The sequence below is a fragment of the Spirosoma pulveris genome, from assembly GCF_054781875.1.
In genome coordinates, this window is the sequence record NZ_BAAGTO010000001.1 from 801,495 (window position 1) to 816,352 (window position 14,858).

The window sequence follows — 14,858 nt, forward strand, 5'->3', positions numbered from 1 at the left end:
CAAAACAAGTAACCATTTTTAACAATAAAAACTACTTGACAAATCAATGCTTTCCCGATTCGTCTCCTTCGTTCGCGATTATTTTGGCTTCTCTCACAAGGAGACCAGAGGCTTCATGGTCCTTCTGGTTCTGACGCTGCTTTGCCTCCTCATACCCTTTCTCTATCGATTCGTTGTTATCCGAACGCCTGTTGATACGTCTGCTGCCGACCAGCGGAAGCTCGATAGCCTGGTGGCCCTCATGCAGATCGAAGCCGCCAAACAGCCTCAATACAGCGAACGGTCGGGAAAGGAGAAAACCACTGCCGAACGATTCAGCGAGCCTAAACTATTTGCTTTCGACCCAAACACCGTCAGCATATCGGGCTGGCAACAGCTTGGATTGCCGAAGTGGATGGCGGAGCGAATCGAAAAATACCGCAGCAAAGGCGGGCAGTTCCGCAGGAAAGAAGACCTCCTCAAAATATATGACTTCCCGCCCGACCTGTACGATCAGCTCGAACCCTACATGACTCTGAAAGAAACACCCCGGCCAGACCGCTTTACCCGCGACGCATCGGGCACGGGCAGACCGGCCAGCAACGAGCCTTACCCAGCAGCAAACCGACCGGCTTTTCCGGAACGTCCGGCAAAGCCGGTTCTTCAACCCTTTGATATCAACACGGCCGACACAAGCCAGTTGATCGCCCTGAAAGGCATTGGGGCCACGCTGGCCACCCGGATTGTCAAATACCGCGATGCATTGGGTGGGTTTATTTCAACCGATCAGTTTCGCGACGTTTACGGATTGGACTCGCTCACGATTGACGAACTTGTGAAGTTCGGAAAGATTCGGTCCGGGGTGCGCCGGATTCCCGTGAATACCGCTACAGCCGACGAACTGGACCGGCACCCGTTCCTTTCCCGCCGACAGGCCCAACTGATTGTTAACTACCGGGAGCAACATGGTGCGTACACCTCGGCGGAGTCTTTGAAGCCAATTCGGATACTGGACGCCAAAACCATCGAAAAGATTACGCCATATCTGGAGTTTTAAGTGAGTGGCAAGCGGGTGGTGTCAGTTTTGAGAAACTGACACCACCCGCTTGCCACTCACCTATTGACTCGATACTACCGCTTCGTCAGGACGACTACATTCTCGACGTGATGCGTATGCGGGAACATATCCACCGGTTGTACACCCGTTACAGTATACCCTTCATCCAGAATAGCCAGATCACGGGCCTGGGTAGCGGTGTTACAACTGACGTAAACAATGCGTTCTGGTGCCGCTTTGAGTAACTGACGGGTAACGGCTTCATCCATCCCGGCACGGGGCGGATCGGTAATGACCACATCCGGACGACCATGCTCTGTAAAGAATTCATCGGTCAGAATCGCCTTCATATCCCCCGCAACAAAGGTCGTATTGGTAATGCCATTCACTTCCGCATTGACACGGGCATCGGCTACCGATGCTTCGACATACTCCACCCCAACCACGTGTTTGGCCAAACGAGCCACAAAAAGCGCAATGGTGCCGGTGCCGGTATATAAGTCATACACACGTTCCTGACCGGTAAGCCCGGCAAATTCACGGGCCACTTTGTAGAGGTTGTACGCTTGCTGAGCATTGGTTTGATAAAATGACTTGGGACCTATCCGAAACGTAAGCTCTTCCATTTGCTCTTCGATGTAGGCTTTCCCAGCCCAGTTGATCACCTCCTGATCCTGATAACTATCGTTCTTTTTGGTGTTCAGAATATAGTTTAGGGAAGTGATCTGCGGGAACAGGGTGTGCAAATAGGCCATTAATCCATTGAGCAGCTCGGGGTTGTCCTGAGCTACCTGCAACGTTACCATCACCTGCTGCGTAGTATCGGCAGTGCGGATAATTAGTGTCCGCAGATAACCGGTATGCATTTTCAGGTTGTACAATGTCATGTCATGCTGAAGTACATAGGCATCAATAGCTTCCCGAATGGCGTTGGACGGATCGGGCTGAAGGTAGCAATGCCGAATGGGCAGCACTTTATCAAAGCGACCGGGCACGTGGAAGCCAACCGCCCGCTGGTCCATCGGCTGGTTAGTCCCCACTTCCTTTGTTGTCAGCCAGCGGCCTTCGGCGCAGGTAAACTCAAGCTTGTTCCGATAGTACTGCGTTGGATGAGCCGGCATAATGGGGCGAAACGCGGGCAGTTCCACTTTACCAATACGCGTTAGGTGATCGATCACTTGCTGGTGTTTAAACCCAAGCTGCTCACTGTATTGAATATGCTGCCATTTACAGCCGCCACAAGTTCCAAAGTGCTCACAAAAAGGCTCGGTACGCACCGCAGACCACTCGTGAACACGTTCGGCAACGGCTTCACGGTACTGCTTTTTGGTGTTGGTAATGCGCAGGTCAACCAAATCGCCGGGGGCCACACCTGGTCCGCCGGTGGGGTTTTCAACAAAAATTACGCCTTCGTCAGTACGTACAATACACTTCCCTTCAGCGGCTACGGCATCGATACGAACATGTGCCAACCGTACGGGTGTTTTATGAATCTTCCTACGCATAAGTCCTAAAAAACCGCTAATTTAAGCAGTCGTTTTCGGACGAACTCTATACTGACCTGATTCTGCTTATGCTGAACCTGTACTCTTCCTCAAAATCATTCCTATTTGTTCTTTACTTTTTTCTGGTTTCAGGCCCGTTGGCGCAGGCAACGCATATTGTGGGGGGTGAACTCGAGCTGCGTTACCTGGGCACCCAAACACAATTCACGCATCGCATCAACCTTAATTTATACTTCGACGATGTTAACGGGAATCCGGGAGCCGACGACGGTCTGGTTTCTGTAGGTGTTTTCTCGAAGCGCACCAATCAGCTGATCGGCTATGTACCGCTCATCCGCATCAGCAGCGAATACGTAGCTTATACCCGGCCAGCCTGTTCCACGGGTGCCGTACGAACGCGGTTGATCCGGCACAGTACAGACCTAACCCTTGACCCCAATGTGTTCAACGATGCCGGTGGGTATTACTTGTCGTGGGAACGGTGCTGCCGCAACGGAGCCATTGTCAATATCGAAAGTCCGGGAGCCGCCGGTTCAACATTTTACCTGGAATTTCCGGCTATTATTTCGGGGCAGACCCGCTTCGTCAATTCATCACCCGTGTTTACCGTTCCTAAAGGGGATTACGCCTGCGTTGGCCAACCATTCACACTTGATTTCAGTGCCAGAGACGCCGATGGCGATAGTTTGACGTACGCACTGGCAACACCCTACAATGGTTTCAGTACGACCAATTCCCCAAATCCCGGTGCAGGCTCTACAATAGCGAACCCGTCCTTTTCAGCTGGTCCCTACCCACCAATCCGGTGGACGAACGGCATCTCCCTTGCGAACGAAATACCGGGAACCGTTCCTCTGCGGGTAAACGCCCGAACGGGGCTGCTCAGCGTCACTCCGGACCGGGCGGGATTATTCGTTTTTTCCGTTGAGGTCGGCGAATTTCGAGCTGGCAAACAAATTGGTCGCGTCCGGCGCGACTTTCAGGTGCTGGTCGTTGACTGTCCCAAAAACAACCCGCCCCAGTTGCTGTTTAGGCCGAATGATCAGAAACAGTTTTATAAAGAAGGCACCGTACTCACCCTAGCCGAACAAGATACAAACTGCCTGAGTTTGTACATCACCGACCTCGACCCAAACCAACGCATTTCGATCATCAACATGAGCGGCTCGTTGCCCGGTCTTACCCTGACTCCCGGTGAATTAACCACCCGCACCAACCGCGACACCCTACAGGCGAAATTCTGTTTCGGGCGATGCGTAGGAGGCAATGGAACCCCCATTACATTACTGATTCGGGCTACGGACGATGGCTGTCCACAGGGCCTCAGCGATACGATAAGTATTCGGCTGAATATTATCCCATCGGCGAATAATAAACCCGTTGCCGCTACAGATCTGCCCAACAACAAAGCAAGTATTACGGTAGGCTCATCCCTGACGTTCAACGCTTTCGGCACGGACATCGACAACGACAATGTAACGATTCAGGCCGTTGGACGCGGCTTTACGCTCTCACAGGCCGGAATGAGTTTTGGGTCGGCTTCGGGAGTCGGGAAAGTATCGCAGCCTTTTCTGTGGAAACCAACCTGCACCCAGGCTACCCAGGCGGGTTATATCGTCGATTTTATTGTGACCGACACCCGCTGTAATCGCAACCTTCGAGATACCGTTACGGTGAACCTGGCGGCCACGGGTCTTCCCAGTACCCCACCCACTGTACGAACGACACTAGCCTCTCAGGTTGTGGAGCTGAGCGTAAGTACCAGTGAAACCGACGGACGCACTACTTTCGATGTGCTGGGTAACGACGCAGACCGGGATACATTAAAGCTTACCGCCGTTGGGCGAGGGTTTGATATTAAAGAGGCAGGAATGGCTTTTACCAACAAATTTGGCCTGCCTACCCTGCAATCGCCTTTCGACTGGAAACCAACCTGCGCCCTGATGGCCGGAAAAGCCGAAGCCACCTTTGTGGTCGATTTTGTGGTCGATGATCGTTCGTGTCAACCTAATCATACCGCTTTAACGACGGTAACGTTTACGGTCAAAAACCCATCTTTTAATGCCGAAATAAAAGTACCGAACATCTTCACGCCCAATGGCGACGGTATCAATGACTTTTTTGCCATTAAAGACTTACCGGAAAACTCCTGCGATGAGCAGTTCAATTCCATTGAGATAACGAATCGCTGGGGGCAGACCGTCTTTAAATCATCCGATCCCAAATTCCGCTGGTACGGCACCAGCTCACCCGTTGGCACCTATTATTACCTCCTCCTGACCTCAAAGCGGACCTTCAAAGGTCCACTTACCTTGATGCGATGATTCGGCAAGCAATTGCCAGCTACACTAAAGTTGTATCTTCGCGACTGCAATTATGAAAGATAAAATCGTTCTCATTACCGGTGCTTCTTCAGGCATTGGTCGGGCGCTTGCCTTTGCCTTCGGTCGTGAAGGAGCTACTATTGTTATTTGTGCCCGCAAGGCGGACGCACTTCAGCTGGTGAGTGACGAACTCCGCCAGGCCGGGATCAACACTTTATCGCTAACGGCTGATGTTAGTGTTGAATCCGATGTCAAACAACTCATCGACCAGACGATTGCCCGCTTCGGGCGGCTGGACATCCTGATCAATAATGCGGGCATCAGCATGCGCTCCATGCTAATCGATACAGACCCGGCTGTTATTCAGAAGGTCATGGATATTAATTTCATGGGTACGGTGTATGCTACCCGCTATGCGCTGCCGTACATCCAGGAAGCTAAAGGGTCCATTGTGGGTATCTCATCGATTGCCGGTTATCGGGGCTTACCCGTTCGCAGTGGTTATTCGGCCTCGAAGTTCGCGATGAATGGCTTTCTCGAAGCCGTACGGACCGAGTTGCTGCACACGGGTGTTCACGTTTTGACCGCCTGTCCGGGCTTTACGGCTTCCAACATCCGTTTTTCGGCGCTCGATGCCCACGGGCAGGCTAAAGGCGAAACCATGCGGGATGAAAGTAATATGATGAGTGCAGAAGAATGCGCCGACCACATTTTACAGGCGGTAAAGACCCGCAAACGCGAACTCATCCTGACCGCGCAAGGCAAATTCACCGTGTTTCTGAACAAGTGGCTGCCTAAACTGATGGACAAACTGGTTTACAATACCCTGGCAAAAGAGAAAGACTCTCCTTTGAAAAAGTAGTCAGGAGTGAGTAGCAGGAGGGATGACGCAAGCTAAAAAGAGCACTTTAAGTGCCTGCGTCAGCCCTCCTGCTACTCACTCCTCGCTCCTCAAATAATCCACACATTATCCCGGCGGATGAAATAAAGCTTGTTGTGCCATAACACACGCAGGTAAATGTCCTTTGTACCCAGGATACTAAGCTTGTGACCGCGCCCGATGACCTCAACGATTGGGGCAGCTGCGGAGGGGTCTGTTCGGAGCAGGACCCGGTCATGGCTGGTTATTCCGGACTGAATGCCTTCCGGCAGGTTCGTAAAGATCAATAGCAAAATAAGGTATGCGAAGAAAATCCATTTCTGCCTCCTGAACACCGACTGTTTTCGTACCAGTTTAAGCATAAGGACCGTGAAAACGTAGCCCGCCGGTATAAGCAGAAACAGCAGAAAATAAAGGCCGTATTTCCGATAAAAGAGATAGAAATAGTTCAGGTCATCCGTTTCGTATCCGGTTAGGTTATTGGCTCGGGCGATGTCGTTCATCCGACGCAGCACAATATCGTCGGGGTGGCGTTCGAAATACACATCGAGGTAGTAGAGCAACCGGGGAACGTCGCTCTGTTGTTCGTAAGCACTGGCCAATTTCAACAGCATGGGATCAGTAGCCGTGTGCCCCTCGGCTAAAGCCATTTCATAGATTCGTGCGGCATTTACCTGATCTCCGGCAATAAACAGCGAATCGGCACGTTTGATGGAGTCCACTGAAACTATCTGTGCATCAGCGAGTCCCGAAAAAAAACAAAAAAATAGACTTATTTTAAGAGGAATAGCTTGCAACGAACGAAATAAGGCCATAGTTTTGCACCACAATTAAGAACAACCACCCCAGAAACGGACGGACGTTCAACCGATTTGGTAGCTCAGCTGGTAGAGCAATACACTTTTAATGTATGGGTCCTGGGTTCGAATCCCAGCCGAATCACGAAATGAAAAAAGCCGCTTCTAGCGGCTTTTTTCGTATCCAACCTGCTTAGAATGGCAGATCGTTACTTTCTTCATCGAAGGCTGAGTTGAACGACACGGCAGCGGGTTGATTCGACTGAGCCGACCGCGGCTGTTGTGCTGGAGCCGACCGTGGCGCGGGGGCAGCCCCAGCTTCACCTTCGGCTAACTCAATGCGAAACGCCCGCAGCTCGGTATACCAGCGCTCGTTGTATTCGCGGGATTCGGCACTAAAGGTGGCCTTCAGCGTATCGCCGTTGGCGTACTGTTTCAGATCTGCAACTTTATCGCCCCAAGCCGTCAGGCATACTTTCTTTGGATAGGATGCATCAAGCGTTTCAATAACGAATTCCTGCTTACTCCAGGGACCTTTTTGGCTTTGCCCCGATACTTCAGGCAGAACTTTTATGAGTTTTCCGATTAATTCAAGTGCCATACTACTTGGACTTTTAAACGTGGTTTACAAAGTTAAAAGTACGAAAAATTGCCCATTTTTGGGCCATCCTGAGCGAAAAAAGCAAAAGATTCCGAACTGAGGTTGACAAAACATGAGAAGAATACTATCTTTGCACCCAGAACAAAAAAACGGCCACGTGGTGAAACTGGTAGACACGCCATCTTGAGGGGGTGGTGCTGCAAGGCATGGGAGTTCGAGTCTCCCCGTGGTCACATAATAGTGTACAAATCAAGCGTTTACCTTAGGGGTGAGCGCTTTTTTTGTTACCGATCCGTTTATTGTCATCGAAGACCACTCCCCTTCTAGGCTTGTTGGATAAATACTTGATTTTTGGACGAATCTACTGATCGTCTAAATTCAGGAAGAGACTAATAATCCGTTGGCTCCTCTGCTGGCGGCACTTGAATTTTATAACTGATAACGCCATGCAAAGGTCTATAAAGCTTTTTAGCAATCTCGTTAAGGTATAAAAACCCTTCATGCGAAAGCGAAGTTTTACGTTTATCTTTCGTATAGCCAAACGATAATGGTGTCGCTTTCATCGGCTGTTTATTCACGGATTCGGCAGGTGACTGCATGCTACCGGTTAATTTAACAAGACCGGCGGTGACCGCTAAATGACCCATAAACTCGATCTTCCGGTTAATTTCTCCGGTGCTGACCGGCAAGGCAATCTGTAAACAATCATCACCTGCCGAAAATAAGATTCCCTGCTCAGTCAATATACGCCCAACGACTAAATAAGCCTCCTTGTCGGCCAGATCAGTCGTGATCAAAATCATGTTAGCTCCTTCAAAAAGTTTAGGCTGGGCTTGCACAGAAAATACGGTCAAACTCAGCAGCAGTCCTAAACAGCAAGCATACTGTTTAACTATAACTCGTTTCATTAGTCAGCTGTAAATGGTAGAATGTCGACACTTTGACTAAGTCGGTCAGCAATAGTCATAGTGCTTCCAGAAAAACTTTTCAATCCATTCATTTTATAACCGGGGCTACCACATTTAATCGCCTAACAGACAGTGTTTTACCAATCCGACACCATTCTATAAAAGGTAGATAACCAGCTTACTGTCAGATACTATCTTTTGCTGGTGCTAACAAATTTGTTATCCGTTACGAAAAGAATACGTAACCGGGGTCGTTAAGTTTTCGCATTTTCGAGCAAGCAGTACTTACCTGTAGCCGCTTGTGGCCGATCAATGCCTATCTTTGAAAATGCTTGCTTCTTCCGGTACCAGAGGTCAATTGCTTGTTATTGTCTTTGCTCAATTTGCGGGTACTTCCCTTTGGTTTGCGGGCAATGCGATCCTGCCCGAATTGCAAACGCTGCTCAAAACGACCAGCCTGACGGGCTGGATTACCTCATCGGTACAGCTTGGGTTCATTATCGGCACACTTACCTATGCCATTTTAGCCATACCCGACCGTTTTCGTTCGACCCATGTATTTCTGGTATCTGTATTGCTGGCAGCTTTCGTTAATCTAGTGTGGCTTCTGCTACCGTTGAATGCAGAAACACTATTAGGGAGCCGGTTCATGACGGGTTTCTTTCTGGCAGGGGTCTATCCTGTCGGCATGAAGATTGCCGCCGATCGGTTTAAAGCCGACTTAGGGAAGGCAATGGGCTTTCTGGTTGGCGCGCTGGTATTGGGTACTGCCTTCCCGCACCTGATCCGTGGATTGGGTGGAAATCTACCCTATCGTACCTTGCTCCTATCGGTCAGTTTACTCGCAATAAGCGGTGGTGTTCTGCTAGTTCTGGCGGTACATTCAACTCCAGTAAAAAGGTCTGGTAACCTCTTTCGCTTCGAGGCTCTTCTGGCTGTATGGAAGCCCTCAGCCTTTCGTCCAGCCATGTTGGGTTACTTTGGGCATATGTGGGAACTCTATACATTTTGGGCCTTTCTACCCACATTAGTAGTTTACTACAGTCAGCAACACCCGACAAATAATACATCGATCGCGCTTTGGGCGTTTGGAACCATTGCTGCGGGAGCTGCGGGATGTGTCGGCGGAGGTTTTCTGGCTTTACGGATCGGTAGTGACCGGGTGGCCCGGTACTTTTTGCTCGTCTCAGGTCTGTGTATTGTACTGCTGCCATTCGTGCTGGCGTTGCCACCTTACCTGTTCGGTTTCTTCTTACTGCTCTGGGGAGCCGCTGCGGCTGGAGACTCGCCCCAGTTTTCAACGCTGGTTGCCAGTAATGCTTTTGTCGATAATCGGGGGAGTATTTTAACGCTTGTTACCTGCTTCGGCTTCTTCCTGACAGTACTGTCCATTCAACTGATGGCCTGGCTGATCGGCAAGATTGGGTTATCCGAATGGATTTTCTACCTGCTAATTCCCGGGCCTTTGCTGGGATTACGGGCCATGCGTTCTTACGCTCAGTAAAAGGCCTGTTTCAACTCAGTTACAGTTGTATCGATAGAGCTCGCTGTCAGACGAATAGCCCCAACGTAGCAAATAGATCATTCAAAAAATCTGTTTTTGAGCAATCCAAATTACTCTACTAATCGTATATACTATTCTTTCCGCTCTCCACACCCGACAGGCCGCATTCTTACCGAGAAGCGGTCTGTCTTTTTAAACCAGTTACCCAGCTCAGCATATGTGGGCGTTTTGATTCGACCTAACTGGCTGGTTATTGTTAAGTATTTAAACTGGATTATTTTCGAACCGTTTATTTATCTGCTCTACAACGTACTCGAAATCAGCCGGATGTTTGGCAAAATCCAGCGTATCCACATCAAGAATCAATAAAGGGCCCAGTTTGTAAGACGCGATAAACTCCTCGTAGAGTTGATTCAAACTTCCCAGATACTCATCACTGATGGATTGCTCGAACAACCGCCCTCGTTTTTTTATCTGCTCCCGAAGTTTAGGCAAACTGGCGCGTAAATAAATCATTAGATCGGGTGGGCGAACGAGACTCATCATGTTGGCAAAGAGTTGGCTGTACGTGTTGTAGTCACGCTCACTCATATCGCCACTTACGTACAGGTTTCGGGCAAAAATGGCGGCATCCTCATAAATGGTTCGATCCTGCACGACAGTATGCCGACTGCCGGCGCCAGGCTGGGGCGCATCAAGCTCACCAGATCCGGTTTGAAACGACAGGCGTTGATTAGAAGCCTGAATATCAATAATTCGTTTTACCTGTAGAAATCGACTGTTCAGGAAATAAATCTGAAGATTGAACGACCAGCGTGGCATATCGCTATAAAAATCAGCCAGATAGGGGTTACCTTCCACCGCTTCGTACAATACCTCCCACCCATAATAAGCGGCTAGTTGTTCGGCAAGGGTCGTTTTACCCGCACCAATGTTTCCTGTGATAGCGATATGCATACGATGCCAGTAAAGCGTGAACAGTGGAAGGAGCTCCATTCTAAGGAACCAACTTTAGCAAATTGGGTTTAATTTTGTACATATAAATAAAAATCAGTCGTTTTTCACTGACCGGATTTCCCGACGACACTGTCGGATTAAGGTAAACTTATTTACCACGTTGTCAGACATTTTGCTGTAGCTATGAAACCGTACCGCGTCCTCCTGTACTATATCTATTCGCCCATCGAAAACCCTGAGCACTACCGGGAAGAGCATCACTTGTTGTGCCTCCGCCTGAATCTTCTTGGGCGGATTATTGTGGCTCCTGAAGGATTGAACGGAACCGTATCCGGACTCACGGCCGATTGTGAAGCCTATATGGAAACCCTCAAAGCCGATCCGCGCTTTGCCGGTATTTCCTTTAAAGTTGACGAAAGCGATGGCCATACGTTTCAGAAACTACACGTACGGGTAAAACCCGAAATTGTCCATTCTGATTTACCGGTAGATCCGCTACAGCAAACCGGTGTTTACCTGGAACCGGAAGATTTCCGCCAGTTGAAAAACGATCCGGATGTAGTTCTGGTCGACATGCGGTCTAATTATGAGCATGAGGTCGGCAAGTTTAAAGGTGCCATCACCTTCGACATGGAAAACCTGCGTGAACTGCCGGACCATGTTCATGAACTCGATCACTTGCGTGACAAAAAAATAATTACCTACTGCACAGGAGGCATTAAATGCGAGAAAGCATCTGCTTACCTGCTGGCACAAGGGTTTGAAAATGTGTACCAGCTTCACGGCGGCATTATCCGATACGGTCTGGAAACGGGTGGGGAAGACTTTGACGGCGAATGCTACGTATTCGATAACCGCGTTACGGTGCCCGTAAACCAGATAAACCCGGTTACCGTGTCGGTTTGCTACCGTTGCGGCACCCCCACAAGCCGGATGATCAACTGCGCCAGTCCCGTTTGCAACAACCACGTTACCCTTTGCGAATCCTGTGGTGATGCCTACGGCGGTACCTGTACCGATGCCTGCAAAGAAGACCCCAACCTCCGCCCTTATGATGGAACGGGTTATTATGGTAAACAAACGCAAAGCTACTCTCCAATCCAGGGCTTCAAAAGTCGACTGGGTCAACGCGCAGAAGTAAATTTGTAATCCAACGGGTTCGCGTTTGTCCTTTAGTCGAGATAGGATCATCAAGTTGAGGCCTGAAAAAAGCCTGATTAACCATCGTTGTGGTTAATCAGGCTTTTTTCAGGCCTCATTAATCCGGACCAGCCCCCGACCAGGATGCATCTGGGCATGAATCCTCTTCATCCGGTAGATTCGGTCAGGCGGTCCTTACTCCCACCTATCCAGGCCAAGCAGTCTGCGTCCGAGGGGGGATAACTCGGCGGTTTGGTACCGTTCCTTCTCCCAATTTCGGGGGTCGCCCGGAAAAGCGTATCCTTCGGGAGCCTGCCGATCACGCCACGACATAATGCGCCATTGCCGCAAGGCCTCGTTGTCTTCTTCGGCGGGCATCATGGAAATGTACTGCGCAATGCGCACTTTGTCAGTCGACAGGTTGGGGCGGATACCGTGTGGCTGGGTGCTGTTAAAGATCAGGAGATCACCTGCTTCCATTTTCACTTTTACGAAGTCGAAACCCGTAGTATCGGGCTTGAAATGATCCCGGTCATCGGGCTGCGTTAGCTTCCAGGTATCGTACGTCCGGTAGAGTTCCGGGATACACTGAAAGCCACCCATGTTCTCATCCGTCTGGTCGGCCAGTGCCAGTACGCCCTGTACGTTTTGCGGGCGGGTTTCGGGGTCGTAATCCCAGTGGATGAACCCTTTAAATTCGTGCCCTGGCCGGACAGGAAAATTCAGGTTGGCGCGATCGATGGTTACCCATAACTTCTCGGTTCCCCAAATGTCTACAAAGGCGTCATAGACTCGTGGGTACTGCCGGTTGTCCCACTCAAACTGGTGGTTGTACAGTTCAACCATACCGCTGTTGGTTAGCTCTTTCATCTTCATCTCGGCCCGGGGGGGTGCATACCAGGTGGAGGGGTCGTTCGGGTCTTTTTCTTCAAATTCCCAAATCAGCTGAGCCAGCCGCTCAGCGTTTTCTTTAGGTACTGCCTGCTTAACGACGATATAGCCATTCTCTTTCCAGAATTGCCAATCTGCTTCTGTCAACACCCGGAGCGGTTTCCCGCCTTCCGAGCGATCACTTAATCTCAGTTTACTGCTAGTTGCGGTCGATGGGTTTCCGGGGATGTCTTTGTGAGCATTGTCGGGAATCATTGTAGCAGGCGTCCTTGTGGGAGTCATTGTGGGCTGCATCGTTTCCATGCGTTATTGAGGTTTTAGGGGATTTGATGAATCAAAGTTAGTACCTTATAAGGCGGCTGTGTTAAAACAGATTTGGCTGTTTTTTGCACTATATTGCTCTTTTATTAGCAGTCTCATCAGTAATCTGTCATTTAACAGCAAAATAGACGAATATATGAAAGTCGCCCTTGAGCAAATTTGCCCTGACGCCAACAGTTCGTTTCATTTGTTATTGACGCCACAGCTGAGCGACGTCTTCCTATGGCATTACCACCCTGAATACGAAATCGTTTACATTGAAGGGGCCAATGGTACCCGTCATGTTGGTGATCACATTTCCCGTTACGAAGGCAGCGATCTGGTTTTTATCGGGCCCAATATTCCGCACTTAAATTTTGATTATGGGGTCAAAACAGACCATAAAAAGGTCGTTGTCCAGCTAAAAGAAGATTTTCTGGGCGAGGTACTCTGGCAGGCTCCCGAGTTTGCGGCCATTACCCAACTTTTTGAACGCGCCCGATCGGGCATTTCCTTTTATGGGCATACCAAGCAGGTTGTGGGTGAACAACTTCACCAATTGGCTGACCTTCCTCCTTTTGAACGGCTTATGCAACTACTGTCCATTTTTCAACGCCTGGCAACCAGCACGGAATCAGTATCCCTTCATGGCGAAGCGGTCAGTGCCACCTACAAGCTAACGGAACAACAGCGGCTCAAACGCGTAAACCAGTTTATTGCCGAGCATTACAGCTGCCATCTGTCGATTGCCGACGTTGCCGCCATCGCTAACCTAACCGAAGCCGCTTTCTGCCGGTATTTTAAGCGAATGACCCGACTAACCTTCACCCAATTCCTGAATCAATACCGCGTCAATCAGGCACAAAAATTACTACTGGTCGACAGTACCGTAACGGAAGCCTGTTTTGCCTGTGGCTTTGAAAGCCTCTCTTATTTCAACAAAATTTTTCGACGGGTAACCGGCGAGAATCCTCTTCAGTTTAAAAAGCGGCACCTTTCCTAAAAAAACCTGTTCACTAAACAGAATCACAGGCCATATAGCTGGTTCATCTCACCCTCCTGCCGGTAAATCATTGGGCTCCCGTTCTACCCTAACCCTAACTTTCGGCCAGCGTTCCGGCGTATTTGCGTAGTTTAGCGGTGTGAAAAGCAGGTGACAGATAGTAAGCCAGCCCTGTTGGTATGTAAGCGATTGACCACTACTGTTATCCGCAATTGATCCTTGATATCCTGATTGTATGTCTGATAAAAAACCGCTGATTTTAATAACAAACGACGACGGAATTACCTCCCACGGCATCCGTACACTCGTTGACCTAATGAAACAACTCGGCTCCGTAGTGGTGGTAGCCCCCAACAGCCCGCAGTCGGGAATGGGCCACGCGATTACGATTTCGAACCCGATCCGACTTTACCCATCCGACATTTTTGGTGATGTTCCCGCTTACGAATGTTCCGGCACCCCGGCAGACTGCGTCAAGCTGGCAAAAAACCATGTCCTGAAAGACCGCGCTCCCGATCTGGTGGTGAGCGGCATCAACCACGGCAGCAATTCATCCATCAGCATTCTGTATTCGGGCACAATGTCGGCGGCTATCGAAGCGGCCATTGAGGGCATACCGGCCATCGGCTTTTCGCTTGGTGACTTCACCCACAACCCCGATTTTTCGCATACCCACGAGCACATCCTGACCATTGCCCGTAACGTACTCGAACGGGGCGTTGACCGGGGGACGGCCTTGAACGTTAACTTCCCGGCCCGCACCGCCGAACCCTTGAAAGGCATCCGGATTTGTCGGCAGGCGAATGCCAAATGGCAGGAAGTGTTCGATGAACGACGCGATCCCCATGGCCGTCGGTACTTCTGGCTGGCGGGCGATTTCGTTAATTTCGACACCCATGCCGAGGATACAGACGAGTATGCTCTCTCGCAGAATTATACCTCGGTAGTACCCTGCAAATACGACCTCACCGCTTACGGTATGCTCGATACGTTGAACGAGTGGAAACTTTAA

General features: G+C 49.9%; 13 protein-coding genes and 2 tRNA genes. 9 read left to right on the forward strand and 6 right to left on the reverse strand.

The features are described 5' to 3' along the window. Positions 1 to 46: 46 nt before the first annotated feature. A complete protein-coding gene (locus ACYVJM_RS03195) occupies positions 47 to 1,036 on the forward strand; it encodes a helix-hairpin-helix domain-containing protein (protein ID WP_461146756.1) in 990 nt (329 codons plus the stop codon). Between the two features lie 74 nt (positions 1,037 to 1,110). Here the strand turns inward: ACYVJM_RS03195 and rlmD are convergent, their stop codons facing one another. Continuing rightward, positions 1,111 to 2,541: a 23S rRNA (uracil(1939)-C(5))-methyltransferase RlmD gene (gene rlmD / locus ACYVJM_RS03200; protein WP_461146757.1), complete on the reverse strand. Its 1,431-nt coding sequence runs from the start codon at positions 2,539 to 2,541 to the stop codon at positions 1,111 to 1,113. A gap of 68 nt (positions 2,542 to 2,609) precedes the next feature. Here rlmD and ACYVJM_RS03205 point away from each other — a divergent pair, with 68 nt between their 5' ends. Further along, positions 2,610 to 4,865 (forward strand): gliding motility-associated C-terminal domain-containing protein, encoded by a 2,256-nt coding sequence (locus ACYVJM_RS03205; protein ID WP_461146758.1) that lies wholly within the window; start codon positions 2,610 to 2,612, stop codon positions 4,863 to 4,865. A 52-nt stretch (positions 4,866 to 4,917) separates the two neighbouring features. Further along, complete coding sequence (locus ACYVJM_RS03210; protein ID WP_461146759.1) at positions 4,918 to 5,727, forward strand: SDR family oxidoreductase; 810 nt, start codon at positions 4,918 to 4,920, stop codon at positions 5,725 to 5,727. An 89-nt stretch (positions 5,728 to 5,816) separates the two neighbouring features. Here ACYVJM_RS03210 and ACYVJM_RS03215 read toward each other — a convergent pair whose 3' ends face one another. Next, positions 5,817 to 6,560, reverse strand: coding sequence for a hypothetical protein (locus ACYVJM_RS03215; protein ID WP_461146760.1), 744 nt, complete (start codon positions 6,558 to 6,560; stop codon positions 5,817 to 5,819). A gap of 54 nt (positions 6,561 to 6,614) precedes the next feature. Between ACYVJM_RS03215 and ACYVJM_RS03220 the strand changes: the two genes are divergently transcribed. Then, positions 6,615 to 6,687: transfer RNA gene (locus tag ACYVJM_RS03220), tRNA-Lys, on the forward strand. Between the two features lie 48 nt (positions 6,688 to 6,735). Here ACYVJM_RS03220 and ACYVJM_RS03225 read toward each other — a convergent pair. Beyond that, positions 6,736 to 7,143, reverse strand: a complete 408-nt coding sequence (locus ACYVJM_RS03225; protein WP_461146761.1) for a DUF3127 domain-containing protein — start codon at positions 7,141 to 7,143, stop codon at positions 6,736 to 6,738. Positions 7,144 to 7,294: 151 nt separating this feature from the next. Between ACYVJM_RS03225 and ACYVJM_RS03230 the strand changes: the two genes are divergently transcribed. Continuing rightward, a tRNA-Leu gene (locus ACYVJM_RS03230) sits at positions 7,295 to 7,376 on the forward strand. A gap of 156 nt (positions 7,377 to 7,532) precedes the next feature. Here the strand turns inward: ACYVJM_RS03230 and ACYVJM_RS03235 are convergent. Beyond that, positions 7,533 to 8,051, reverse strand: coding sequence for a hypothetical protein (locus ACYVJM_RS03235; protein ID WP_461146762.1), 519 nt, complete (start codon positions 8,049 to 8,051; stop codon positions 7,533 to 7,535). 328 nt (positions 8,052 to 8,379) lie between these two features. Between ACYVJM_RS03235 and ACYVJM_RS03240 the strand changes: the two genes are divergently transcribed. After that, on the forward strand, positions 8,380 to 9,555 hold the full coding sequence (locus ACYVJM_RS03240; RefSeq protein ID WP_461146763.1) for an MFS transporter: 1,176 nt from the start codon (positions 8,380 to 8,382) through the stop codon (positions 9,553 to 9,555). Between the two features lie 264 nt (positions 9,556 to 9,819). On the opposite strand, the gene ACYVJM_RS03245 is transcribed toward ACYVJM_RS03240, so the two are convergent. Continuing rightward, positions 9,820 to 10,512, reverse strand: coding sequence for a deoxynucleoside kinase (locus tag ACYVJM_RS03245; RefSeq protein WP_461146764.1), 693 nt, complete (start codon positions 10,510 to 10,512; stop codon positions 9,820 to 9,822). A 183-nt stretch (positions 10,513 to 10,695) separates the two neighbouring features. Here ACYVJM_RS03245 and trhO point away from each other — a divergent pair, with 183 nt between their 5' ends. After that, positions 10,696 to 11,661, forward strand: a complete 966-nt coding sequence (gene trhO / locus ACYVJM_RS03250; protein WP_461146765.1) for an oxygen-dependent tRNA uridine(34) hydroxylase TrhO — start codon at positions 10,696 to 10,698, stop codon at positions 11,659 to 11,661. A gap of 186 nt (positions 11,662 to 11,847) precedes the next feature. On the opposite strand, the gene ACYVJM_RS03255 is transcribed toward trhO, so the two are convergent. Beyond that, a complete protein-coding gene (locus ACYVJM_RS03255; RefSeq protein ID WP_461146766.1) occupies positions 11,848 to 12,846 on the reverse strand; it encodes a phytanoyl-CoA dioxygenase family protein in 999 nt (332 codons plus the stop codon). A 154-nt stretch (positions 12,847 to 13,000) separates the two neighbouring features. On the opposite strand from ACYVJM_RS03255, the gene ACYVJM_RS03260 reads away from it, so the two are divergent. Beyond that, positions 13,001 to 13,846 carry an AraC family transcriptional regulator gene (locus tag ACYVJM_RS03260; RefSeq protein WP_461146767.1) on the forward strand — a complete coding sequence of 282 codons (846 nt, stop codon included), beginning with the start codon at positions 13,001 to 13,003 and terminating at the stop codon, positions 13,844 to 13,846. Positions 13,847 to 14,081: 235 nt separating this feature from the next. Beyond that, a complete protein-coding gene (gene surE / locus ACYVJM_RS03265; protein ID WP_461146768.1) occupies positions 14,082 to 14,858 on the forward strand; it encodes a 5'/3'-nucleotidase SurE in 777 nt (258 codons plus the stop codon).